The sequence below is a fragment of the Pseudomonas sp. RT4P38 genome, from assembly GCF_054897765.1.
Genome location: NZ_CM142703.1, coordinates 3,499,281 through 3,523,667, shown reverse-complemented (window position 1 = coordinate 3,523,667; position 24,387 = coordinate 3,499,281). Strand labels below are relative to the sequence as shown.

General features: G+C 59.3%; 22 protein-coding genes and 4 pseudogenes. 12 read left to right on the top strand and 14 right to left on the bottom strand.

What is annotated here, in order from left to right; translation table 11 throughout:
• The first annotated feature begins 153 nt into the window (after nucleotides 1-153).
• The 6 genes from ACYZT7_RS16260 to ACYZT7_RS16235 all read left to right on the top strand — a co-directional run bounded on the left by ACYZT7_RS16260 (nucleotide 154) and on the right by ACYZT7_RS16235 (nucleotide 6,621).
• On the top strand, nucleotides 154-963 hold the full coding sequence (locus tag ACYZT7_RS16260; RefSeq protein ID WP_008145715.1) for a response regulator transcription factor: 810 nt from the start codon (nucleotides 154-156) through the stop codon (nucleotides 961-963).
• A 105-nt stretch (nucleotides 964-1,068) separates the two neighbouring features.
• Nucleotides 1,069-2,196, top strand: coding sequence for an ABC transporter ATP-binding protein (locus tag ACYZT7_RS16255; protein ID WP_462037375.1), 1,128 nt, complete (start codon nucleotides 1,069-1,071; stop codon nucleotides 2,194-2,196).
• A 39-nt stretch (nucleotides 2,197-2,235) separates the two neighbouring features.
• Entirely contained in the window at nucleotides 2,236-3,378 is a 1,143-nt protein-coding gene (locus tag ACYZT7_RS16250) for an ABC transporter substrate-binding protein (protein WP_462037374.1), read from the top strand.
• Nucleotides 3,379-3,409: 31 nt separating this feature from the next.
• On the top strand, nucleotides 3,410-4,327 hold the full coding sequence (locus ACYZT7_RS16245) for an ABC transporter permease (protein ID WP_462037373.1): 918 nt from the start codon (nucleotides 3,410-3,412) through the stop codon (nucleotides 4,325-4,327).
• 1 nt (nucleotide 4,328) lies between these two features.
• Nucleotides 4,329-5,156, top strand: coding sequence for an ABC transporter permease (locus tag ACYZT7_RS16240; RefSeq protein ID WP_095128548.1), 828 nt, complete (start codon nucleotides 4,329-4,331; stop codon nucleotides 5,154-5,156).
• Nucleotides 5,149-6,621 (top strand): aldehyde dehydrogenase family protein, encoded by a 1,473-nt coding sequence (locus ACYZT7_RS16235; protein ID WP_462037372.1) that lies wholly within the window; start codon nucleotides 5,149-5,151, stop codon nucleotides 6,619-6,621. Before ACYZT7_RS16240 ends, ACYZT7_RS16235 begins: the two co-directional genes overlap by 8 nt.
• Before the next feature lie 55 nt (nucleotides 6,622-6,676).
• Here ACYZT7_RS16235 and ACYZT7_RS16230 read toward each other — a convergent pair whose 3' ends face one another.
• The 10 genes from ACYZT7_RS16230 to ACYZT7_RS16185 form a co-directional block, all read right to left on the bottom strand.
• The gene (locus ACYZT7_RS16230) at nucleotides 6,677-7,633 is read right to left on the bottom strand and encodes an NTP transferase domain-containing protein (protein WP_462037371.1); all 957 of its coding nucleotides are present in this window, start codon (nucleotides 7,631-7,633) and stop codon (nucleotides 6,677-6,679) included.
• A gap of 25 nt (nucleotides 7,634-7,658) precedes the next feature.
• Complete coding sequence (locus tag ACYZT7_RS16225; protein ID WP_462037370.1) at nucleotides 7,659-9,167, bottom strand: aldehyde dehydrogenase family protein; 1,509 nt, start codon at nucleotides 9,165-9,167, stop codon at nucleotides 7,659-7,661.
• Entirely contained in the window at nucleotides 9,154-10,221 is a 1,068-nt protein-coding gene (locus ACYZT7_RS16220; RefSeq protein ID WP_462037369.1) for an aminoglycoside phosphotransferase family protein, read from the bottom strand. The genes ACYZT7_RS16225 and ACYZT7_RS16220 overlap by 14 nt, the downstream gene beginning before the upstream one ends.
• Nucleotides 10,222-10,226: 5 nt before the next feature.
• Entirely contained in the window at nucleotides 10,227-10,571 is a 345-nt protein-coding gene (locus ACYZT7_RS16215) for a cupin domain-containing protein (RefSeq protein ID WP_008145703.1), read from the bottom strand.
• A 25-nt stretch (nucleotides 10,572-10,596) separates the two neighbouring features.
• Nucleotides 10,597-10,965: a cupin domain-containing protein gene (locus tag ACYZT7_RS16210; RefSeq protein WP_462037368.1), complete on the bottom strand. Its 369-nt coding sequence runs from the start codon at nucleotides 10,963-10,965 to the stop codon at nucleotides 10,597-10,599.
• A complete protein-coding gene (locus tag ACYZT7_RS16205) occupies nucleotides 10,958-12,241 on the bottom strand; it encodes a nucleotide disphospho-sugar-binding domain-containing protein (RefSeq protein WP_462037367.1) in 1,284 nt (427 codons plus the stop codon). Before ACYZT7_RS16205 ends, ACYZT7_RS16210 begins: the two co-directional genes overlap by 8 nt.
• Before the next feature lie 33 nt (nucleotides 12,242-12,274).
• On the bottom strand, nucleotides 12,275-13,354 hold the full coding sequence (locus ACYZT7_RS16200) for an ABC transporter ATP-binding protein (RefSeq protein ID WP_462037366.1): 1,080 nt from the start codon (nucleotides 13,352-13,354) through the stop codon (nucleotides 12,275-12,277).
• Nucleotides 13,347-14,153, bottom strand: coding sequence for an ABC transporter permease (locus tag ACYZT7_RS16195; RefSeq protein WP_462037365.1), 807 nt, complete (start codon nucleotides 14,151-14,153; stop codon nucleotides 13,347-13,349). Before ACYZT7_RS16195 ends, ACYZT7_RS16200 begins: the two co-directional genes overlap by 8 nt.
• A complete protein-coding gene (locus tag ACYZT7_RS16190; protein ID WP_008145697.1) occupies nucleotides 14,150-15,010 on the bottom strand; it encodes an ABC transporter permease in 861 nt (286 codons plus the stop codon). The genes ACYZT7_RS16195 and ACYZT7_RS16190 overlap by 4 nt, the downstream gene beginning before the upstream one ends.
• A 97-nt stretch (nucleotides 15,011-15,107) precedes the next feature.
• Nucleotides 15,108-16,163 carry a polyamine ABC transporter substrate-binding protein gene (locus ACYZT7_RS16185; RefSeq protein ID WP_462037364.1) on the bottom strand — a complete coding sequence of 352 codons (1,056 nt, stop codon included), beginning with the start codon at nucleotides 16,161-16,163 and terminating at the stop codon, nucleotides 15,108-15,110.
• Between the two features lie 193 nt (nucleotides 16,164-16,356).
• Between ACYZT7_RS16185 and ACYZT7_RS16180 the strand changes: the two genes are divergently transcribed.
• Both ACYZT7_RS16180 and ACYZT7_RS16175 read left to right on the top strand, forming a co-directional pair.
• Nucleotides 16,357-17,289, top strand: coding sequence for a GntR family transcriptional regulator (locus ACYZT7_RS16180; protein WP_462037363.1), 933 nt, complete (start codon nucleotides 16,357-16,359; stop codon nucleotides 17,287-17,289).
• Nucleotides 17,290-17,385: 96 nt separating this feature from the next.
• The gene (locus ACYZT7_RS16175) at nucleotides 17,386-18,687 is read left to right on the top strand and encodes a nucleotide disphospho-sugar-binding domain-containing protein (RefSeq protein ID WP_462037362.1); all 1,302 of its coding nucleotides are present in this window, start codon (nucleotides 17,386-17,388) and stop codon (nucleotides 18,685-18,687) included.
• Between the two features lie 89 nt (nucleotides 18,688-18,776).
• On the opposite strand, the gene ACYZT7_RS16170 is transcribed toward ACYZT7_RS16175, so the two are convergent.
• On the bottom strand, nucleotides 18,777-19,136 hold the full coding sequence (locus tag ACYZT7_RS16170; protein WP_462037361.1) for a cupin domain-containing protein: 360 nt from the start codon (nucleotides 19,134-19,136) through the stop codon (nucleotides 18,777-18,779).
• A gap of 18 nt (nucleotides 19,137-19,154) precedes the next feature.
• The gene (locus tag ACYZT7_RS16165) at nucleotides 19,155-20,552 is read right to left on the bottom strand and encodes an NAD(P)/FAD-dependent oxidoreductase (protein ID WP_462037360.1); all 1,398 of its coding nucleotides are present in this window, start codon (nucleotides 20,550-20,552) and stop codon (nucleotides 19,155-19,157) included.
• Between the two features lie 158 nt (nucleotides 20,553-20,710).
• Here ACYZT7_RS16165 and ACYZT7_RS16160 point away from each other — a divergent pair, with 158 nt between their 5' ends.
• Both ACYZT7_RS16160 and ACYZT7_RS16155 read left to right on the top strand, forming a co-directional pair.
• Entirely contained in the window at nucleotides 20,711-21,529 is an 819-nt protein-coding gene (locus tag ACYZT7_RS16160) for a helix-turn-helix domain-containing protein (RefSeq protein WP_462037359.1), read from the top strand.
• Between the two features lie 109 nt (nucleotides 21,530-21,638).
• Nucleotides 21,639-21,929, top strand: a pseudogene (locus ACYZT7_RS16155) (P-loop NTPase family protein); the annotation flags it as partial.
• A 223-nt stretch (nucleotides 21,930-22,152) separates the two neighbouring features.
• On the opposite strand, the gene ACYZT7_RS16150 reads toward ACYZT7_RS16155, so the two are convergent.
• Complete coding sequence (locus ACYZT7_RS16150; protein WP_462041805.1) at nucleotides 22,153-23,190, bottom strand: GGDEF domain-containing protein; 1,038 nt, start codon at nucleotides 23,188-23,190, stop codon at nucleotides 22,153-22,155.
• A 478-nt stretch (nucleotides 23,191-23,668) separates the two neighbouring features.
• Nucleotides 23,669-23,914: pseudogene (locus tag ACYZT7_RS16145) on the bottom strand (transposase domain-containing protein); the annotation flags it as partial.
• Here ACYZT7_RS16145 and ACYZT7_RS16140 point away from each other — a divergent pair.
• A pseudogene (locus ACYZT7_RS16140) lies at nucleotides 23,909-24,126 on the top strand (DUF4158 domain-containing protein); the annotation flags it as partial. The pseudogenes ACYZT7_RS16145 and ACYZT7_RS16140 sit on opposite strands and share 6 nt — an antisense overlap.
• Nucleotides 24,109-24,362 (top strand): annotated as a pseudogene (locus ACYZT7_RS16135) (cupin domain-containing protein); the annotation flags it as partial. The pseudogenes ACYZT7_RS16140 and ACYZT7_RS16135, both read left to right, overlap by 18 nt.
• Nucleotides 24,363-24,387: the final 25 nt, after the last annotated feature.

Genomic DNA, 24,387 nt, shown 5'->3' with positions numbered 1-24,387 from the left:
CCTCTTACTAACCCTGTAGCATTCGGTAACACCCGGCCCTGTTGCGGTGTGTCGTTTCAACGACTTGCCGACACCCGTCCCACCACAACAGGCCAATCCTGCCATGGCGTGCTTTGTGCATCTAATTGCAATCCAATCCTGCTTGAAGCCGCCATGCGCCCCAAGGAACTGAAACTCTGGACTACCGGTGTTGCCCATTTACTGGACCTTCCTCCCGGGCATGCGCGGTTAGCAGGCTTAAGTCACTGGTTGCGGCAAGTATGCCCGGTCGATCACTTCGTTCTGTTCGTCTACGAAGGCAATCATCGGCCGTTGGCGCTGTTCGACACCTTCGCAGCCGACAAGCGTGCGGTGTATGTCGATGACTATCAGTGCGGGCCCTATTTGCTTGATCCGTTCTACCTGGCATGCACTCGCGGGCAAGCGCCGGGACTGTGGCGTTTGCGACAGTTCGCACCCGACCACTTCTACCTCGGCGAGTATTACCTGACGTATTACCAGCAAACCGGGCTGGCTGAGGAAGTGGCGTTTTTCGTCGACCTCGGTGGCGGCGCCATGGCCGTTCTGTCGTTGATGCGATCCACCGCCAGCTGTGCTTTTGGTCGTGACGAGATGCAGTTGATCGAGTGCGCGCAGGCCGTGGTTGAACAGGTCATCAATGAAGCCTGGCGTTTGCGTCAAGCCCAGCAACCACGCCCGGCGCAGGACCTGGACTTCAAGATCCGCGAAGCCTTCGATCAGTTCGGCGCGCACATCCTCACCGGCCGCGAACAAGAGATTGTGCAGTTGCTGCTACGCGGTCACTCCAGCGCCTCGGTCGCCGAACAACTGAGCATCAGTCCTGGCACGGTGAAGATTCACCGCAAGAACATCTACGCCAAGCTCGGCATCGGCAGCCAGTCCGAATTGCTCGGGCTGTTTATCCGCGACCTTACCGGCCAGGAACTGGTCGTCGAAGCCTGACACCTGAAACCGACTCTATCCCCCAAGGGATATATACAGCGCAAAACCCTGATTGCTAGTTTGGCCCCCGACGCACTGATTCATCACTGCAAGGGAGCCCGCCTCGTGAACAACAGCGTGAACGACACTTCGCCAAGCGATATCGAATTCTGCAACGTGGTCAAACGCTATGGCGAGGTGTCAGCCGTCAATGGCCTGAACTTCGCGGTGCGTCGCGGCTCATTCCATTCCTTCCTCGGCGGTTCCGGCTGCGGCAAAACCACCACCCTGCGCATGATCGCCGGCTTCGAACAGCCCAGTAGCGGCGAAGTGCGCCTGTCGGGCAAGAACGTTGCCGGAGTGCCTGCGTTTGAGCGGCCGGTGAACATGGTGTTCCAGCATTACGCCCTCTTTCCGCACCTGACAGTGGCGCAGAACATCGCCTATGGGCTGCGTTATCGCACCCCGCGACCCGATAAAAAAACTCAACTGCGCATGGCTGATGAAGCGTTGGAAATGGTGCGCCTCAGCGGCTTCGGCCAACGCAAGCCGAGTGAACTTTCCGGCGGCCAACAGCAGCGCGTGGCCCTGGCCCGGGCGCTGGTCAACAAGCCAACCGTGTTGCTGCTGGACGAGCCGCTGGCGGCGCTGGACCGCAAGCTGCGCAAGGAAATGCAATCCGAATTGCTGCGCCTGCAACGCGAAGTCGGCATCACCTTTGTGCTGGTCACCCACGATCAGGAAGAAGCCTTGTCGATGAGTGACAGCATCAGCGTGATGCACAACGGTTCGATCATCCAGACCGCCACCCCGGAACAACTGTATGAAGCGCCGGCCAGCCGTTACGTGGCCGACTTTATCGGCGAATCCAATTTGTTCAACGGCACGGTTCGCCAAATGCAGGGCAATTCAGTCGTGCTGCGCACCGAGCAAGGGCTGGAACTGACCAGCCCACTGACGCCCACCGGCAAAGCCTTAAACGCAGACGCCGCCGGTTGCATCGCGGTGCGCCCGGAGCTGATCAGCATCGCCAGCGCCAACGCCGACATGACCCGCGAAGTGAAGCTGAAAGGCTACGTGGAAGACCGCATCTACCTCGGCAACTCCACCGAATATCGCGTGCGCACCCAAGCCTTTGGCGTGGTTTGCGTGCGTGTGCCGCGCCAGCAGGATCACGGCGCCAATGCATTCGAACACGGCGCGGCAGTGAGCGTCGGCTGGGATCACGCCAATGGCCTGGCCATGGCGTTGTAAATCATCGATTCGTTTCATCAACCGAATGTGGAGCGTGCTATGGACCAGAAGACGTTTATCAAAACCCTGCGTAGCTGGCAGAACGGCTCGATCAGCCGCCGCGAGTTCCTTGGCCGCACAGGCCTGGGAATTGCCGCAGCGGTGGTCGCAACCCACATGCCCGGCCTGCTGACCTCCACCGCCGAGGCTGCCGAGCAGGCCAAGCTGGGCGATCGCCTGTCGCTGGCAACTTGGCCGAATTACCACAGCCAGGAAAACCTCGACACCTTCGCCAAAACCACCGGTGCGCGCGTCTCGATGAGCGTGTTCGGTTCCAACGAAGAGATGCTTGCCAAATTGCAGGCCGGTGGCAGTGGCTGGGACGTACTGGTGCCGACCAACTACACCATCAGCACTTACGTTGGCCTGGGCCTGATCGAACCATTGGACCTGTCGCGCATTCCCAACTTCGAGGCGCCGGCGTTCCAGCAAAAATTCATGGCCCAAGGAACGGTGGACGGCAAGGTGTATGCGGTGCCGAAAAACTGGGGCACTACCGGCATGCTCTACGACGCCGGCAAACTGAAGAACGGCCCCGCCAGCTGGAAAGAATTCTGGGCAGCAGCTCAAGGCCCCGCCAGCGGCCGGACGATGGTTCACGACTACCAACTGACCGCCATCGGCAACGCGCTGAAAAGCTTCGGCTATAGCTTCAATTCCCTGGACCCGAAAGAACTCGCCGATGCCGAAAAACTGCTGATCGAGGTCAAGCCGCACCTGTTCGCCATCAACTCCGACATCCAGCCGTCAATGCGCAGCGGCGATGCCTGGCTGGCGATGTCCTGGACTGGCGATGCCTCTCAGTTGCACCGCGACAACGCGCAGATGCAGTTCGAACTGGGCAAGGAAGGTGGCGAACTGTGGAGTGACTTCTTTGCCATTCCCAAAAGCTCGGAGCACAAGGACGCGGCCTACGCCTTCATCAACTACCTGCTCGATCCGCAGCACAACAAGCTCGAAGTGTTGAGCCACGGATACCCGAGCGGCGACAAACGCGTCGATGCGTTGCTGCCCACCGCCATGCTCGACGATCCGATCATGTACCCGGCCGCCGAAGCGCTCAGTCCGCTGGAGTTCGGTGCCGCGGCGACGCTCACCAGTCCAGCGCGCGCCGAACTGATGGCTCGCTTCAAGTCCGCCTGATCGCCTGGTCATGGCCAATGAGGAGTCCCCCATGAACGCCACCGCCCACCCGCAAATGGTGCAGCCGGGCAATACCCTGTCGGTCGAGGTTCGCCAACGGCGCAGTCTTGGCCGGCGGATCACCCTGCTGATGCTCTTGCCCTCGACCTTGTGGTTCCTGCTGCTGTTGTTGATGCCGCTGGTGATCATCCTGGTCTTCAGTTTCGGCGATCGCAGTACCGTGGGCGGTTACGCCGGTGGCTTCACGCTGGCCAACTACCTGAACCTCGGCTCCCGTGGCGCGGCGTTCAGTAACACGCTTATGTTGGCGCCGCTGGGCACGCTGGTGTGCCTGGTGGCGGCTTACCCGCTGGCGTATTTTCTGGCGGTCAAGGTCAGCAAGAACCGCTCGCTGCTGCTGACGCTGGTGATTGTGCCGTTCTGGACCAGTTTCCTGATCCGCACTTACGCCTGGATTTTCATCCTCAGCGGCAAGGGCATTCCGGCCCTGCTCGCCAGCCTTGGCCTTGAAGACGTGCGGCTGATCAATACGCCGTGGGCGGTGCTGATCGGCATCGTTTACGGCTACTTGCCGCTGATGGTGTTTCCGATTTACGTCAGCCTGGAAAAACTCGACAAGCGTCTGCTCGAAGCCTCGGCGGACCTGGGTGCCAGCGCTTTCGAAAGTTTCCGGCGGATCACCCTGCCACTCTCCGCGCCCGGGATCATCACCGGGGTGATGCTGGTGTTCATCCTGTTGATGGGCGAGTTCCTGATCCCAGCCATCCTCGGTGGCGGCAAAGTGTTCTTCGTCGGCAACGCACTGGTCGACCTGTTTCTGCAATCGCGCAACTGGCCCTTCGGCAGCGCGCTGGCGATGACTCTGGTGGCGATGATGCTGCTGATCATCGGCGTGAATTTGAAACTGGTGGCGCGCTATGGCGGCCGCCCTGCCGACGGAGGGTTGTGACATGTGGCTGCGCAGCTATTCGACTTCGCTGTACCTGTTTCTCTACGCACCGATCGCGTTGATCGTGCTGTTCAGCTTCAACGCCGGGCGCAGCGGCCTGGCATTCGAGTGCTGCTCGGTGCAGTGGTTTGGTCGCGCGTTTGGCAACCCGTTCATCATGGAAGCACTGGGCCATAGCGCGTTCATTGCCTTCACTTCAGCGGTGATTGCCACGCTGTTCGGCACGCTCGCGGTGTTCGGTTTGCAACGTGCCGGCGCCAAAGTGCGGTTGCTGTTCGATGCGCTGACCTATTGCGCAATCATCGTGCCCGGGATCGTCATCGGCATCTCGACGCTGATTGCGTTCATTAGCCTGTTCGACCTGATCAACCCGTTGCTGGCGAGCTGGATCCCGAGCGTTCCACGGTTGAACATGGGTTTCTTTACCGTGATCGCCGCGCACTCGCTGTTCACCATGGCGTTGGTCATGGTGATCGTGCGCAGCCGCGTCGACTCACTGGACAAGGCCTTGCTGGAAGCCTCGGCCGACCTCTACGCACCGCCAATGCAAACGTTCTGGCGGGTCACCCTGCCGCAGATCAGTCCGGCGATCATGGCCGGGTTTCTGCTGGCGTTCACCTTCAGCTTCGACGATTTCATCATCGCGTTCTTCGTCGCTGGCTCCGAAACAACCTTGCCGATTTACATCTTTTCATCCATCCGCCGCGGCGTGACCCCGGAGATCAACGCGGTTTCGACCGTCATCATCTGCGCGTCGCTGGCGCTGCTGTTCACTTCCCGTCACCTGCAAAACCGCCGCACCGGCGTCCAGGAGTCTCACCATGCGTGATCAGCTTTACATCAACGGCCAGTGGGTCAGCCCGGATCTGGGCGGTTACCTGGACGTCATCGACCCGGCCACCGGACAGGCTTTCCATCGGGTAGCCGCGGGCACCGAAGAAGACGTCGATCATGCGGTGCGCGCCGCCAGGCGAGCGTTCGATAACGGCTGGAGCCAAACCACTGGCGCCGAGCGCGCACAGTGGCTGGAAGCGTTGGCCGATGAACTGGACAGTGGTCAACAGGCGTTGGCTGAACTGGAAGTGCGCGACAACGGCAAACCGTTGCCCGAAGCGCAGTGGGACGTTGGCGACGCGATCGGTTGCTTGCGTTACTACGCCGGGTTGGCCCGGGAACTGGATCAACAGCAGGACCAACCGCTGGCGCTGCCGGACGAGCGTTTTCGCTGCCGCATCCGTCATGAGCCGATCGGCGTTGCCGGGCAGATCATCCCCTGGAACTACCCGCTACTGATGGCCGCGTGGAAGGTCGCACCCGCCTTGGCCGCCGGGGCCACGCTGGTGTTGAAACCGTCCGAACTGACACCACTGACGGCACTGGAACTGGCCGCGGCCGCCGACCGCATCGGTCTGCCGGCCGGGGTCCTGAACGTCGTGACCGGTCTTGGAGCCGACGCCGGCGGTCCGCTCACCGAACACCCTGGCGTGGACAAACTGGCCTTCACCGGCAGCGTGCCCACCGGGGCAAAAATCATGTCGGCGGCCGCTCGCGACATCAAGAACATCAGCCTGGAGCTGGGCGGAAAGTCTGCGTTCATTGTGTTCGACGACGCCGATGTCGAAGCGGCGGTGGAGTGGATTCTGTTCGGGATTTTCTGGAACCAGGGTCAGGTGTGCAGCGCCACTTCACGCTTGCTGGTACAGGAAAACATCGCCTCGCGCTTGATCGAGCGACTGGTTGAGGAAACCCGCAAGATCACCATCGGCCCAGGGTTGGAACCCGGCGTGTTGTTGGGCCCTTTGGTCAGCCGAGGTCAACACGACAAGGTCCTCGGCTTTATCGATCAGGGACTGGCCAGCGGCGCACGCCTGCTCACCGGAGGTCGGCAGCCGGCGTATCTGCCAGAGGGTTATTTCATCGAACCGGCCATCTTCGACGAGCCCGGACACAGCAGCATCCTCTGGCGCGAAGAGGTGTTCGGCCCGGTGCTGTGCATCAAGCGCTTCAAGACCGAAGAGCAAGCCTTGCAAATGGCCAACGCCAGCCGCTTCGGCCTCGCCGCCGCCGTGATGAGTGCTGATTTGCAACGTACCGCCCGCGTCGCCAACCAACTGCGCGCCGGGATTATCTGGGTCAACTGCTCGCAACCGACCTTCGTCGAGGCACCGTGGGGCGGCATGAAACACAGCGGTATTGGCCGGGAACTCGGCCAATGGGGGCTGCACAATTATCTGGAGGTGAAGCAAGTGACCGAATACGTCAGCGACCAGCCATGGGGCTGGTATCTGAAATAGACGGTCGGTGCCTCAGCTCACGCGACATGACAGCCGCTGCCAGGCCGAAGGCGATTTACCGCCCAACTCCCAGCGGCTGCTCCAGCCGAATATTTTCCAGACGACTGAACGCGTCGATCCGCACCCCGCTGCCCACGCTCACCCCCGGTCCAAACACCACACAAGGTTCGATGCATACGTCCTTGGCGAGCTGCGTATCAGCACTGAAGAACACCGTATCCGCCGCCATCAGGCTGACGCCCGACTGCATGACGGCTTGGCGTCGACGCTGCTGGAAAAGCTGTTCGGCAGCATGCAATTGCTCGCGATCATTAACCCCGAGCACGTCGTCTTCATCGACCTCCACCGCCGTCACTTGCAGCCCGGCGCTGTTGGCCACGGCCACCGCGTCGGTGAGGTAGTACTCGCCTTGCGCGTTTTGGTTGCCGATGCGTTCCAGCAACCAAAGACAGGTGTCGGCACGCAAGCCCATGACACCGCCATTGCAGAAGCCGACGTCCAATTCTTGCGGGCTGGCATCCTTGGCTTCGCGGATCGCCAGCAAGCGCCCCTCTTCCACCAGCAGTCGCCCATAAGGCCCCGGTCTTTCAGTGTGAAACCCTGCAACAGCAACCGCTGCACCGTCGATCAGCGTCTGACGGAGTTGCAACAACGTCTGCGGACTGATCAACGGTGAATCGCCAAACAGCACCAGCACGCAGCCCTGCTCATGAGCCTGTAATGCGGCGCGAGCCGCGAGCAACGCGTGCGCCGTGCCCAATTGTTCGTGCTGGGTAAACAGCTGCGCCGTGGGCGCAGCCAATTGCAAGTAATCGGCAACCGGTCGACTGCCGGCACCCAGCACCACCGCTACTTGCTCAATGCCCGCCGCCTCGACCGCCGCCAGCACATGGCCGAGCAGCGGCCGATTACCCACTGGGTGCATGACTTTTGGCAGCTGCGAACGCATGCGAGTGCCCTGCCCGGCCGCGAGAATCACCGCCAGGGTTGACCAGGAAATGTTGTCGCTCATTGCGATCCTCCCAAGTACCGCGGCGTTAAACCTGATCGCGATAGAACACGTCGTCGGCATACGGATACCACCAGTCCTGAATCTTCGGCTGGTGATCGATGATGACCATTTTCGAGCGACGGAACGCTTCAAGGCCCTGACGCCCGAGTTCGCGTCCCAGACCCGACATCTTCCAGCCACCAAACGGCAGCGCGTCGTTATCGATCAGTGGGTTGTTGACCCAGACCATCCCGGCTTCGAGACGCTCGGCGGCTTCCATTGCCTCGCAAAGATCGGTTGTGAACAGCGATGCGCCGAGACCGAACGGCGAGTCATTGGCCAGACGCACCGCTTCGTCGAAATCGCTGACACGGCAAATCGCCGCGACGGGGCCGAAACACTCTTCCTGGTGAATCGCCATGTCGTGGGTCACGCCGGTGAGAATGGTCGGTTCGTAGAACCAGCCCACCGTGTGCTGTGGCGGAATCCGCCCGCCGCACACCAGTGTTGCACCTTTGGCCACGGCGTCGTCGACCAGGCGCATGACCTTGTTGCGTGCGGCCTCACTGACCATCGGCCCGATTTCCGTACGCTCCAGACCATGGCCTATGCGCAAGGCGCGGGTACGTTCGGCGAACTTCTCGACGAACTCATCGTGGATCTCATCGACCACGTAGAAGCGTTCTGCCGAGGTGCAAATCTGCCCGCTCAGGTGGAACGCCGCGGTCACCGCTCCCGCCGCCGCGACGTCCAGTGGTGCGTGTTTTGAGATGATCAGCGGGTCGCTGCCACCGGCCTCGATCACGCACGGTTTCATCTGTTCTGCACAGGCCACCGCCACCGCTTTGCCCGCCGCGACGCTGCCGGTAAAAGCCACGGCGTGAGTCCCGGCCGACTTCACCAGCAGCTGTGCAGTCACCGCATCGCCCGGCACGCAAGACACCAGCCCCGGCAACAGCGAGGTGAAATGCTCCATGAACTTGAGCGTGCAAAGGGTTGTGGCTTCGGCCGGTTTGACGATGCAGGCGTTACCTGCCGCCAGCGATGCAGCGACCGTCCAGCACATCAACAGGATCGGAAAGTTGAACGGCATGATGTGCACGCTGACGCCGTACGGCTCATAACGCACATGCTGGAACGAGCCGATCTGCGTGGTGCCGGCGACCTTGCCCGCATCGTCCCGCGCCATTTCCGCGTAGTAGCGAAAGATCGGCGCGCAGTTCGCCAATTCGCCCATGGCTTCGGGAAACGGCTTGCCCATTTCCAGGGTCATCAACCGCGCGACTTCACGATTACAGGGAACGTCCTGTTCGATGGCATTGGCCAACTGATGCAAGCGCGCGGCACGGCTTTTGGCGTCGATCAACCGCCATTGTTTTTGCGCGGTGGTGGCGGCATCGACGGCGGCTTGCACGTCGGCTTCGCCGCATAGGCCGACTTGCCCGACAGGTTGCAGCGTCGCCGGGTCAAGCACTTCGCGGGCCCGGGCATTTGTCAGGGGCAGGTACTCGGCGTTGATGAAACGCAGGGCAGTGTCAGTGTTAAACGTGGCCATGGGATGATCCTTGAACCAATCGATAAGGGGTTTCGCGCAACGTCGCCAAGGTCGCGGGCGATAGTTCCTCGCGCCAACCCGGTACGTGCCGGTTGAGCCAATCGCGCAGCGGAGCAAAGGCCTCAGCGTCCAGCGCTCGAACAAACAAACCGAGGGTGCGCGGCAGATGCGCCAGGTAACCGTGTTTGCCATCGCGGCCCGCCAGGCGCACAAAAATCCCCAGCACCTTGGCGTGACGCTGGGCGGCCAGCCGCCGGTAATCCTCGAGAAAACGCGGCGCATTGAGCTCCGGACGTTGCATCAGGTAGTGCGTCAGCAGCGCCACGCGCAATGCTTCGGGCACGTCGCGGCGAGCGTCTTCGAGCAGCGACATCAAGTCGTACGCCGCCGCACCGATCAGGGCGTCCTGAAAATCCAGCAGTCCGCAAGCAGCGACACCTTTGCGGCCTTCCAGCAACATCAGGTTGTCGACGTGGAAGTCGCGCAATACCAAGGCTTCGCGACGTTGCGCGACATCGCCGCAAGCTTCGGCGAACAGTTTCAGAAACGAATCACGCAGGTCGAGCACCGCGTCCTTGCCAATCAGCAGCGGGATGTACCAGTCGATCAGCAGCGCACACTCGTCACTCAGTTGTCGGGCATCGTAAGGCGCCATTTCTGCCCCCGGCGGTGCGCGATGCAACGCCACCAGCGTATCGACGGCCAAGCGATACAGCACCGCTTCCGGATGCCCGGCCGCCAACAACCGGGTGTAGGTGTCGTGACCGAAATCTTCGATCAGCGCCAAACCCGCCTCTTCGTCAACCTGCACCAGGGCCGGCGCGGAAAGCCCCAGCCCGTGCAAGTGACGGGCGACCTGCACAAACGGACCGATCGGCTCGCTGTGCGGTGGCGAGTCCATCAGCAGCAAACTTTCACCGCTTAAACGAAAGTAGCCCCGGGTCGAAGCATCCGCCGGCAACGCCACCAGCTGCGCCTCGGCGAAGCCGGCACGCGCCAGAAAGGCTGCACGCTGGTCCTCACGAGTTGGCGATAACGCACGTGTTTCAGTCATGGCATTCACCGGATCATGTAGACCTTTTTCACCGTCTCATGGACGGTGCATACGCCTTTCCAGTCCTTACGGAAAAAGGCGGCCGTGTCGGGTTTGATCTCGATCACTTCTCCGGACTCATGGACATAAGTGCAGCGGCCTTCGAGGAAATGGCAGAACTCGTCGCTGGTGACATGGCAAAACCATTTACCCGGGGTGCAGATCCACACACCGCACTCGGACTGGCCTTCGGGGCCTTTGTGCAGCACCACGCCAGAGACATGGGATTGACCTTCGAGCATGGTCGGGATCACGCCCCAATCCTTGACGTCGGTGATGCTCAGCGGGTCGTACAGAAACGGGGTAGTCATGTGTTGCTCTCCAAAAAATTCAGGCTCAAGCCAGCATGTAAACGTTGCGCAGGGTTTCCCGGACGTGGCATTCGCCGGTCCAGCCAGCCGGGAACAACACCAGTGTGTTGGGACGAACTTCGATCACTTCACCGCCGTCTTTGCGGTAAGTGGCATTGCCTGCGATGAAATGGCACAGCTCGTCACGGGGAATCGACAGCCGCCAGCGACCGGGCGTGCAGACCCAAAGTCCGGTTTCGGGACTGTTACTCGGGCCTTTGAACAACAGTCGGCCGCTGGAGTGCGAAACGCCTTCGACGGCGTCGCTCTGCACGCCCCAGTCCACCAGATCGGTGCGACTGCTGACGGCTTCGAGGTACGGCGTAAAACCCGCCGTCGTGTTTTGATCAGGCATTGTTAAGCACCTTGTCGAGAATGTCGGCCGCGTCCGCTGGCCCTTTGCGTGATTGCATTTGCACGCTGGTGTGCTGCAAACGTTGGCGCATCGCTTCGTCGTTGAGGCAGGCGGCGAGTTTTTCCGCCAACTGCGCTTCGCTCCAGTCGTAGCGATCGAGCTTGAAACCGTGACCGCTTTCTTCGGCGCGCATGGCGTTGTCGTGACCGTCCCAGACGTACGACATGACAATCGCCGGTTTGCCGAAGAACAGGCACTCGGTAAAGCTGTTGTTGCCGCCGTGGTGGATCACCGCATCGACCTGGGCAATCACCGACGGCTGCGGGAACCAGTTGGAGATCAGCACGTTGTCCGGCAGGTCCGGGTATTCATCGAGGTGCTCACCGACATTGAACAGCGCGCGGTAAGGCAACGTGCCCACCGTCGCAATCAGGCGCTTGAGCAAATCGACATCGCCGGAACCGAGGCTGCCAAAACTGACGTAGAGCAATGGCTTGTCGTTGTTGGCGCGGAACTCGGGAATCTCGTACGTCGTATCGTGACGCACGCACCCTTGCAGGTAGTGAAAGCGCTCGGCCGGCAACGGATGACGGCGCTCGAACTTGACCGCGTCCGGGTACAGCAACAGGTTCATGTAAGGCGAGGCTTCGAAGAATGTGCCAAGCGGATACGGCTGCTCGCCATGGGCTTGCAGGAACTGATTGAAGTCTTCGTGAATCGGCCCGATCACGTCTTCAAAGCGCTGCCTAAACTGTGCGTGACCGGCCTTGTCATCGATGCTCATGCCTGACAGATGCGGCGGGATATCCGGGTCTTCGATCTCGTTTTCCGAGCAGGAAATGATCCGCACCCAGGGCTTGCCGTATTGCTTGATCGCCGGGAACAGAATCACGTTGTCGACGCAGATCAAGTCCGGTTTGACCTTGTCCAGCACCGCTGGCAGATCCTTTTGCGCCCACTTCGCGGTGTCGACAATGGCGGCCCAACATTCCTTTACGTAGTTGTCGATTTGATCCATCGGGGATTTGCGGAAGTTGGGAATGTGGCCGTTGATGAAATCGACCCAATAACGGGCCATTTCTTCGGCGGGCATTGGCGCCGACATGTTGACCATGTGCTCTTCAAAACCATAGCCGGCATACACGCCACTCATGCCGGGGTCGGTGAGGAATACAGCTTTGTGGCCGAGGGCTTCGCACGCCTGGGCGATACCGACTGAGTTGAGCGCCGGGCCATAAGCGGCTTCCGGAAAGAAGGCGATCACTTTCTGTTTCATCGAGCGGTACTCCTGCCTGGTCTTTTTTATTGTTCAGCGCGTCAGAACACGGGCGTGGCGAGCCTGCCAGCCGAGCCGGACGCTCATACCGATAGCAAAATGAGCAAATTCGAATTGCGAGGACGGCACCCGGACGATCAAGGCCTTGTCGCTGAGCGCCGTTTGCACATGCACGTTGGTGTCGAGGCCGTGATAGGCGATTTCGACGATGTTGCCGGTCACCCGATTGGCGCAGTCGGTGCCCTCCTCCGCCAGCACCTGTAAACGTTCCGGGCGAACGACGACGGCAACTTTTTGGCCCGGAATCAACGGCGCGTCGGTCTCGACTGCTAGCTCCTGGCCGTTGACGCGCACCGAACGCTCCCCCGAACGCACGCCTTCGAACAGGTTGCTGACGCCGATGAAGTTAGCGACAAATCGGCTGTTGGGATTTTCGTAGAGTTCGGTCGGGCTGCCGCACTGGCAGACCTTGCCGTCATCGAGCACGGCCATGCGATCCGACATCACCAACGCTTCTTCCTGATCGTGGGTGACGATGATGAAAGTGATGCCGCTCTCAAGTTGCAGGCGTTTGAGTTCGAGCTGCATTTTTTCCCGAAGCTTTTTGTCGAGTGCGCCCAACGGCTCATCGAGCAGCAACACCCGCGGCCGTTTAACCAGCGCCCGCGCCAGTGCGACACGCTGACGTTGACCACCGGAGAGCTGATCCGGTTTACGGTCCGCCAGCTCACCGAGCTGCGCGGTGCTCAGCACCTCATCGACCCGACGACGGATTTCCGACTCGGGTAGACGCTCCATTTCCAGTCCGTAGGCGATGTTCTTGCGCACGGTCATGTTGGGAAACAGCGCGTAAGACTGGAACATCAGGTTCAGAGGGCGCTTGTTGGCCGGCAGCGGCGAGATGTCTTTGCCATCCAGATAAATGCAGCCGGCGCTGGGTGTTTCGAAACCGGCGAGCATGCGCAACAGCGTGGTCTTGCCGCAGCCGGACGGGCCCAGCAGCGCAAAGAATTCGTTCTCGCGGATGTTCAGCGACACCTCATCGACCGCCAGACCGTTGCCATAAGACTTGCTGACCTTGTCCAGGATCAGTACCGCAGATGAATTATTCATGGGTGCGAGGAGCCTTGTTGAGACGCTGCGAAGCCAGCAGCGCGGTGATGCTGACCAGCATCACCAGCGTCGCCAGAGCGTTGATTTCCGGGGTGACGCCAAAACGGATCATGGCGTAGATCTGCATCGGCAACGTGGTGGAAGCCTGGCCGGAACCGGAGTTGAAAAAGGCGATGATGAATTCGTCCACCGACAAGGTGAACGAGAGCAATCCACCCGCCAGCACGCCGGGGAAAATCGCTGGCAGCAGCACCCGGCGAAAGGTGGTGAACCAGCTCGCACCCAGATCGATCGAGGCCTCGAGAATCGAATAGTCGAAGTCCTTAAGCCGCGTGCGCACCACTGCGCAAACGAAAGCGATGTTGAACACGGCGTGGCTGATGATGATCGAGTGCAGGCCCAGCCCAACCTTGAGCAGGTTGAAAAAGCTCAGCAGCGCAATCGCCAGGACGATGTCGGGAATGATCATCGGCGCCATCAACAAGGTGTCGACGACTTGTCCCTTGTCATTGCCCTTGCGGCGCAACTCGATGCCCAGCGCCAGGAACGTCCCGAGTACGCAGGCAATGAATGTCGCCGACAGCGCGACGATCAAGGTGTTGAGGGCTGCCGACAAAATGGCCGAGTTATGCGCCAGCGCCACGTACCACTTCAGCGATACGCCGCCCCAGGCCGTGGGCAAACCGGACTTGTTGAACGACAGCAAGATCAACACCAGGATCGGCACATAAAGGAAGGCATACACCAAACCCAGGTGCGTGCCGAGCACCGTGCCGCCAACCGAACGAGACTGACTCATGCGCGGCCTCCTTCTGCACGGCGGGCAACCAGTGCCTGAACGAACAACAGAATCAGCATGATCGCGATCAGGAAGAAGCTCAGCGCAGCGCCGAATGGCCAGTCCCGCGCCGTCAGAAACTGCGAGTAAATCAGGTTGCCGACCATCTGCACCTGCTTGCCGCCCAACAGGTCGGCCGTGATGAAGTTGCCGATGCTCAAGACGAAGACAAACACGGCGCCGGCGGCGACACCGGGAACGCTCAGCGGCAGGATGATCCGTCGAAAAGTCATCCAGCCCGAGGCACCAAGGTCTTTCGACGCATCCCAGAGCTCGTTGTTGATCCGTGACAGCGAAGAGAAAATCGCCAGGATCACAAACGGGATGTAGTTGTAGACCAGCCCCAGCACTACCGACGCTTCGGTGTACAGCAAGCTGATCGGTTCGCCGCTGTAGCCGAACATCTGCAGCATCCGGTTGATCAAGCCTTCGCGATTCAGCAGGACGATCCAGGCATAGGTGCGGATCAGGTAGTTGCTCCAGAACGGCAGCATCACCAGAAACAGGAACACCGCTTGCCGGCGCCGCGGAGCACGCGCAATGGCGTAGGCAGCCGGGTAGCCGATCAGCACCGCAAACACCGTCGCCAGACCGGCGATCTTTGCCGATTTGAGCAAGATGCCCAGGTACAGCGGATCGAACGCGCGCTGGTAGTTTTCCCAGGTAAACAGCCAGTCGATACCGCCATAAGCACCGCGCTCGACGAAGCTGTAGACCAGCACCAGCAGGCACGGAATCACCAAAAAGGTCAGCAGCCAGCCAAAGCCGGGCGCAAGAAGCCAGGCCGACAGACGCCTGTCAGCATGCAGAGCACTCATTACCCATATCCTCCCGCCCCGGAATGGAGGCGGCGTGCGAGCGTGGCGAGGCATGCCGGGCATGCCTCGGTTCGGTGCGGCTTACGTTTTGTGAGGCTTAGTTCTGTGCCGCCATGATTTCGGTGACGGCCCGGGTGTAGGCCTTTTGCGTAGTGCCACCCAGATCGCGCAACTGTTCCATCTTCAACAGCTCGCTCGGGGCGATCGTCAAGTTGGGGTATTGCTTGAGCAGGTCAGCGGACAAACCAGCCATTGCGGCCTGGTTGGGGATTTTGTAGAGGATGTTTTCAGCCACCCAGACGTGGTTTTCCCTGGCGAGCATGAAGTTGACGAACTTGAACGCCTCCTCCTGATGCTTCGAGCTTTTCAGCACGACCATGGTGTCCACCCAAAGGTCGGAACCTTCCTTGGGCACGACAAACTTGATGGCTGCATTGGCTTGGGTGCCGTAGTTGCACCAGCCATCCCACGCGTGCGCCATCAGCGACTCGCCGGAAGCGAGTTTGGAGTAGAAGGTGGTGTCGTCGAAGGAGAGGATGCGTTTCTTAGTGGCAATCAGCTGGTCGCGTGCCGCTGCGATATGGCTTGGGTCGTTGTCGTTGACCGACCAACCCTTGGCCAGAAAACCGGCCCCGAGCATCCAGCGGTCAGTGGCAAGCATCGTCACTTTGCCTTTGAGCGCATCGCTTGGGTTGAGCAGTTCGCTCCAGCTTTGCGGCGCTGGCGTGACCTTGTCGGAGCGGTAGCAAATCCCGGTCGTGCCCCAAGTGTACGGCACCGAGAAATGATTGCCCGGGTCATATTCCAGCTGGGTGGCTTCGGGATAGAGGTTTTTCAGGTTGGGGACTTTGACGGGATCAATGTCTGCTAGCAGACCTTGCTTGTGCAGGACTTCGGCGAAGGGAGAGGAGACAAACACAACGTCATAGCCTTCACCGCCAGACGCCATCAGCTTGCCCATGATTTCTTCGTTGGTCGCGTGCAACGCCTTGTCGACGTCAACGCCGCTGGCCGCTTTGAACTTGTCCAGCGCATCCGGGGCCATGTAGCCGTCCCAGATCGAAATCACCATGTCTTTTGCACTTGCAGCCTGTGAAGCGATCGCCAGGGAGACGCTCAATCCCAGACACATAAGGCCTTTCAGCTTTCTCATAATACTCACCCGACGATTGATTATTTTTGTGTTCGAAGGCAGTACGGTGTAAAGAGAAACGATTGCATGTGTTTTTTTTTAGAAATTAGGACCAGCGTGATTGGATGTCAACGGTTTTTTTTGCGCCTGACGGTTTGGCGATGCATGGCATAAGATGAGCACCTGAGTCGACGCGCCCAAAAGAGATAGACGCTTGAGCACAACACCCGAGAAAAAACCCCGCACCAACCACCTGGAACTCGCCCGTCGGATTCTGGAGCACACCCAGGAAACCGGGCTGGTGGCCGGCGATCCGGTCGCCGAACAAGCGCTGGCGCGGACATTCCAGGTGTCACGCACACTGATTCGTGGCGCACTTAAAGTGCTGCTGGAAGAAAACCTGCTGAGTCATGAGGCCGGCAAAGGTTATCGACTGATCGCACCGCCGACCGGCCAGGCGTTCAATGCCGCATTGCCACAAGCCGAGGAAGAAGAGCTGGCGACCTCGGTACTGCGCGACCGCATGGCCGGACGCCTCGGGGACAGCATCAGCATCAGCGAATTGATGCGTCGTTACGACATCGGCCGGCCGGCCGCTCAAAAAGCCCTACAACAACTGAGTGAAAGCCAGGCCATCGAGCGCGGCCCCGGCCAGTCCTGGCTGTTTCGCCCTTCGCTGAACAGCCTTGCCGCCCTCGAAGAAAGCCTCAAATTCCGCTTGATTCTGGAGCCGGAAGCCTTGCTCAGTCCCAACTTCAACGCCGACCCACAACGCTTGGCGTTACTGCGAAGCGCTATGCAAATCTTGCTCTCGAGCCCCTTAGAGTATTTCGATATCCAGCAATTTCGCGAACTGGATATCAGCTTCCACGAACTGCTCGGCCAAAGCTGCGGCAATCGTTTTATCGGTGACGCCCTACTCCAGCATCAGAGCCTTCGCCGCCTGCCGAACCTGCTTCCGACGGTCAGCGTGCACCGCCTCCAGGAAGCTCTGCGCGAACACCTGCAAATCATTGCGCACATCGAGCGCGGACAGCTGGAGATCGCCGCCGATCTGCTGCGACTGCACCTGCGCCTGAGCGCCGCCCAGCGCCCGCAAACTGCCAACCGCGGGATCCCGCAGGGCCAGTTGTTCGGGCGTCGCTGAACAGCTCAAAAAACATGATGATTTTTTTTATAAAATAAGACAGCATCCAGTCATATTCAGGCACGGCGGGCGTTACCCGCCTCGGACGTCCTCGCCATGCACACACAAAAACTTATCGCCTTGTTTCCGGAAGCCAGTTTCGGCGCGGCCTTGAACTGCATTGGCATCGCCCAATCGCTGCGTGAGCTGGGAGCAAAACCGGTCTTCATCTGCCACGAACATTTTCAGGGACTCTTCGCCGAATACGGCTTCGACGAGCACCCGATTCCACAAGCCAGTCCATTGTCGGCAGCGGAACACCAGCATTACTGGGAACGTTTTATCGAGCGCAACATTCCCTACTTCGACCAGACTCCGCTGGCACAGATCGACAGCTATGTGGCGCCGGCCTGGGAAGCCATTATCGACACCGCGATTGAAGCGGAAAAACCGCTGCAACAGTTGCTCGGGCGCCTTAAGCCGGACGTCATCGTCCTCGACAACGTGGTCATGTTCCCCGCCATCGCCAACGCGGGATGCCCGTGGGTACGGATGGTCTCCTGCGCTGAAACCGAACTGCCGGATGCCGCCGTGCCGCCGTATTTGTCAGGCTGCCTGGCCAGCGACGCGGATGCCCGCGAACGTTTTGCCGAGCATTATCAGAAGGCCGTAGCACCGGCCCATGAACGCTTTTCGCAGTTTCTCGCGAACAACGGCACGGCACCCTGTCCACCCGGCCAGTTCCTCAACGATTCACCGTGGCTCAACCTGTTGTTGTCGCCGACGCCGGTGCGTTATGAACGCCAGTCGCCGCTGGACCCGCAGCGCTATGTGTACCTCGACGGTTGCGTACGCCGCGAGGCGCCTTACATCGTTCCTGACTTCCCACGGCACAACGACGCGCCACTGATCTACATCAGCTTCGGCAGTCTCGGTGCCGCCGACACCGACATGATGAAGCGCCTGATCGGGACCATCGAAACCTTGCCCTATCGCTTTCTCATCAACGTTGGGGCTTATCGGGACATGTACACCACCGTCCCGGACAACGTGTATCTGGACAGCTGGTTTCCTCAGCCGGCCGTGCTCAAGGAGTGCCAGTTGTTCATCCACCACGGTGGCAACAACAGTTTCTGCGAAGCGCTGTACTTCGGCTTGCCGTCACTGATCATTCCTTACTGCTGGGACGGTCACGACAATGCCGTACGCGCCGAGGAAGTCGGCGTCGGCCGCTACTTGCCGCGTTTTGCCGATCCACTGTCCGCGCTACCCGGCGCCCTCGAACAACTGCTGGCCGATCAGTCGATGAAACAACACCTCGAAGCGTTCAGCAAGAATATGCAGGCGACTCGCGGCACGGACATTGCGGCAAAGGCGATCATGGCGCTCCCCAACACTGAAGCGAACGCCACACTGTAGGAGCGAAGCTTGCTCGCGAAGGCGATTTTCAGTGAATAAAGCTGTGACTGACCTACCGCTTTCGCGAGCAAGCTTCGCTCCTACAGGCATCAGCCCCTGAGGATCATGAACACCTTGCGCACCGGCGTCAGGTTCTCCCAGGTGCCTTTGAAGCCCGCGGCGACCACAAACGTGGCGCCGGCCTTGAACTCCTGGCTGACGCCATTGCTGTCGGTCAGACGAACGTGTCCTTCGAGCAAATGACAGAGTTCGTCGTAGTCGCATTCACATCGCTCGAGGTGCTCCGGTGCTTCCCAGATGCCGCCGACTGCTTTTTTCTGCGGCGCCACAAAGTGCCGCCAGCTACGACTGCGATACGGAGTGTCGACCAGTGCGGGATCGCTGGTTTCCAACTCGACGATGGGCAAATCAGGGTTGGCAAAATCGATGATGTGATCAGGTTTACTCATGGTCATTCTCACTCCAGTTCAAGAATCAAAACCGATGCCCAGCGCATCAAACCCTTTGAGCAGCCAGTCGCGGTGTCCGGTAAGGTCTTCGCGGGCCAGTGAACGCTGCGCCAGCGAAACGCCCACATAACGCAGGGGCTCGGGTGGAAACGGAAAAGGTGCTGTCGAGGTCATTGCCAGTTTCGTGCGCTCGGTAGATTTGCCCTCGAGCAAATCAAGCATGGTCAACGCCGCGAAACGACTGGCGGACACGCCCTGCCCGGTGAAGCCCTGGGCATAGGCAATGCGGCCGCCCGACGAGGTGCCGCAGAACATGGTGGTGCGCGCGGACGTATCGATGATGCCGCCCCAGGCATGGCTGAACGTGACGTCCGCCAACGCCGGGAAAGCCGATTGAAATTGCCGTGCCAATGTCGCGAAGCTTTCCGGACGTTGCGTCAACGCCTCATCGCGCCGGCTCCTGAAGTGATAGATGGCGTCGTAACCGCCCCAGAGGATGCGGTTGTCTTCAGTTTTGCGCAGGTAATGAAACTGGTTGCCACTGTCGGCAATCCCGTAGCGGCCGACCCAACCGATGGCGCGCAGCTGAGCATCGTCGAGCGGCTGAGTCGCTAATGCGTAGTCATAAATGGGAATGACCTTGGACTTCAGCTCCCCCAGCAACGGCGGCGCGATGTTGGTGCCGAGTGCGACTTTGATCGCTTTGACAGAGCCCAGCCCGGCTTCCAGTACCTGATGATTGCGATCTTGATGCAGTGCGGTCACCGGCGAATGTTCGAACAGCTGCACACCTTGTGCAAGGCACACGCGTCGCAGTTCCAAGACCATCTTGACCGGGTTCAGCAACGCATAATTGGGCTCGAAAACGCCCGCCACATAGGCTGGTGAGTCGAGGTGTGACTTGAGCCTCGCGCCATCCAGAAATTCGCAGGCGATGCCAAAGCGCTCGTAGTTATGCTGCATCGACCTTAGCCCTTCAACCTGCCAGGGCTGACTCGCGACATTCAATTTTCCGGAACGCTCAAACGCTACGTCCATGCCATAGCGCTGCAGATCCTCCTCAAATGCCACCAGGTTTTCCCTGCCCAGTCGCACCAGTTGCTCTGCTTCCCTGGGCCAACGTTTCAGCGCATTGGAAACACCGTGGGAAATACTCGGCGCACAGAACCCGCCATTGCGCCCACTCGCCTCGCCACCGCACTGCCCGGCCTCAAGCACAACGATGGTTGCTTCAGGCCAGCGCTGACGCGCCATCAACGCAGTCCATAGCCCGACAAATCCGCCGCCCACAATCGCAATATCACACTTCACTTCACCCGTGAGCCTCGGCGCGGCGGTCGCTGGCGTTCGTGTTTCCTGCCAGACAGGATAAGGCCGAGCGTCCGCCAGGGACTGGTTCGCGATGTGAAGTGTCATGCGCTCATGCTCCGTAAAATTCATGGGCTGACGCTAAAGCATTCACCGACGCTTTCACAGGCACAACGGGCAGGCAAACATCGCAGCGGACACGGGCGGAAAAGTACGGCTTCTGGAATACTCTTGGCTTTTCCCTGATCTGCACCCTGGAGTTCGTCGTGGAAGTACCTGATTTACCCACCACCCCAACCTTCCTGGCGGATCCTTCGAGCACACAGACTCATGAAGTTGCGGTGCGTTATCACGAGGCGTGGAAGCGGCGCGACCTGGACGCGGTGATGGCGCTCTATCACCCGGCCATCGAGTACAACGATTTTTTCCAGAACCAGACCATCGAGTACGCGCAATTGCGCGACTATCTCGCGGCAAGCATGCCGGTGGGATCAGAAGAGTTTCAGGTATACACCGATCGCTTGCGCATCGATGGCGACACCGCGTTCTTGCAGTACCGGGTGACGCTCAATGGCAGCGAGGGTCTTGTTTCATTCCGCACTGTTGAAGCGCTGTTGGTACGGGACGGGCTGATCATTAAAGTCAACGAGCACGCGATGCTGGTCAGCCATGCCCCAACGTTAACCCGCCCGACCTATAGCGCTGAGGCGGTCAGTCGTTTGGGATTATCAGCCCGTCAGGTCGGGGCGCTTGCCAATGATTTGCAGCAGTACTTCGAGCAGACGAAGCCCTATCTCGATCCACGGCTGGACCTGTCGCATGTCGCGGCATCGACTGGCTACACACGCAACCAGATCTCGTTCTTTCTCAATCAGGTACGGGGGCAAACGTTTTATACGCTCCTCAATCAGCTGCGCCTGGATGAAGCTCTTTCACGTTTGAATGCGCAACGCCACGCCTCGCGCATTGACGAGATTGCCAGCGCCTCAGGCTTTAACTCGCTGTCCACGTTCTACCGTTGCTTCAAGCAAAAAACAGGGTGTTCGCCGAAGGCTTATTTGCAGCAACTGTCTCGTCCCGAATAAGGTTTGCGCCGTCTGGCTTCTTATCAGTAGCAACACAAAATTCATTTTCGTGGCGCGGTCGCCCCATCCATCAGCCTTTAACTGGGCTTCTTCGCGACAGGAAGTCCTCATGCAACGGATTGTAATTCTGGGCAATGCCGGTAGCGGCAAATCCACCCTCGCCCGCGCCCTCGGCAAGCGCCTGAGCCTGCCCGTGGTGCACCTGGACACGCTGTTCTGGGAGCCCGGCTGGGTCGAACCCGACGCTGAGCAGTTCCGCGCACGGGTCCGCGAAGCGATCGCACCGGATGCCTGGATTTGTGAAGGCAACTATGCGCGGCGAACTTTCGACCTTCGGCTGCCCCGTACAGACCTGATCATCTGGCTCGATACGTCGCGGCTCACCTGTTTCACCCGGGTGCACGTTAGCTTATTTTCTGATGACCACTGAAGACGGCGTTGTGGCTGCATGAAAGACCCGCTTAAAAGGCTAGAAATGGTGTCCACTTAAATTTAAGTGCACACCAAGTGCTGGCATCGCAGAGCGGGCTAGATGACTTGGCCGGACGGATGCGAATGAACGCGAATCAAATCACCTTATCCTGTGGGGCTATGTGATTGCAGCTAGAGTCCGAACGCCAGTTTCAATTCACTCGGTTGCGCCCGCTGCGCTTGGCTTGATAGAGGGCATCATCGGCACGAGTCAGAAGGCTTTCCACATCGTCACCCGCTTTGGCGAGGGCGACACCAAAGGACGCAGTTACAGTGTCTAGCACCTCATCCGTGCCACGAACCTTGATCCGCAGCGCCTGAATTTTTAGGCGCAGCTGCTCAGCAAAAGTATGAGCACTGGTGAGATCAAAACACTCTTGCAGGACTACACAGAACTCTTCACCACCATAGCGTGCCGCCAGGGCCTGAGACGGGATTGAATTCCGTAACACCTGACCAACATGCTCAAGTACGCGGTCGCCCAAAGGATGGCCATACCGGTCATTGAACTGCTTGAAATGATCGATATCCAACATGACCAATGCCACCCCATGAGGAGCATTGATCAATGCATGCGCCAGCAAGCGAGTGAAGGTAGCTCGGTTCAACACCTTAGTCAGACCATCCAAAGATGCAGCCAGTTGGGCTCGCTCGAGCTTGTCTCTCAGACTCTTAATTTCATTTTGCGCTGAGTGCAACTGGGAGAGGAAAAGCTCTTGCTGATCCTGCATGACCTGGGTGCTCTGTTGCAGCTCGCTCAGAATGGCGGGCAACCTCGTGTCGACCGGCTCCGCGAGCATTTCCATGCAATGCCCAAGACTGGCTTGAAAGGTGGCACTGCCATTCACGCAACGCGAGACATCACGCTCCATGTCGTCAACCAGATTGATCGCTTGCTGTTGCCCTGCGCGCGCCTCCTCCAATTCGTCACGAATGATGTAGTCGCGAAAAAGCTTCGTAGCGGATTCTGGAGGGAAACAGTCGAAGTCTTTGACCACCCTGTCCAGATGGCGATTAAGCTCCGGCTCCTGACCTTTGCTGTAGGTGTACCAGAGAGCATAGTGAACGGGATTGGGTGGAATGTTGTGACGCACCATCAGTGGTACGGCCTGTTTCAGCAGAGCCGCCGCCTCGCGGGAGTCCTCTGGATACAGCGTTAGGGCAGTCGCACGCGTCTCTGATTGGCTCATAACGTCACTGTGGTTGGTTTTTGTTGGCATCTATGAAGTCGGGGCAGCATATCCTTACGTACACCAAGCGGCCATACATAATGTATGCCTACTCCCTGTTGGACTGGCTATAGACCGGACTACTGCAACTTGCTGATGAAATAGCCCTAGCTATCAGCTCACGCCATCGGTTGGTTTGCTTTGTACTCTTTCACTGCCTGCGTTCCTGTCGAAAAGGAGTCATCCCAAGCATGTACCCAATTTGACATGATCGCCGTGTTGGAAGAAATTGATGATCCGCCTCTTCTCTTCGACTTGAAATCCTGTGGCTGAATCTGCAGCTCATATTTTCGACACGATCTCCCAACCGGCCACTGGCCCAGTCGATTACTGGGTGCCTGGTTTCCTAATAGGAGTGACAAATTGCTGACTCGTCCCGACAAAGCCGCGCTTCTTCGTGCCATGCCGGGTATGCGTCCGGGCATCACGCCTTGCGTGTTTAAACCGGCTGCCACTTATGCGGAAGCAACTGCTCGATTTCACTCGCCCGCTGCGTCGGCAGGCGCATGAGAACATCCTCTAGATAGACGTACGGGTCATGACCATTCAGCCGCGCAGACTGGATCAAGCTCATGATCGCCGCAGCCCGTTTTCCGCTGCGTAGCGACCCAGCGAAGAGCCAGTTCTTGCGCCCAAGAGCCCATGGTCGGATCTGGTTCTCCGCCCAATTATTATCAATGGGTACGGGGCGCGCATAGTTCCTCGTTATGCGAATCCCCGTACCCTGTACCGTCATCAAACAGCTATCCGCCAATATCTACAGATCACCCGTTTTATGGGAGCGATGCCCTAAAAATTGCGGTGGAAACCGCCCACGAAGCGGTAGTGGTCCTTGATCAACGTGTTGACGTCATCAATGTCTTGATTGGCGAACTGCTTGAGCGAAACCGGCAACTGGAAATGCTCCATTCGCGCTTTCCGCCCGGCACCTATAGCCAGCAAAGCTACAACCACGAAGGCGAAGAAGCCGGTTACTTGCTGTCCGGCAGTTTCGAATTGTGGGTCGGCGAGCGCTACTTTCAGCTCAACGAAGGCACAGCTTCAGCTTTTCCAGCCAGGAACCGCACCGCTATGGCAACCCTGGCGAGGTGGATGCGGTGGTGATCTGGGTGATTACCCCGCCAACGTTCTAACGGCGCCCGCGGCCACTCGCCGGGG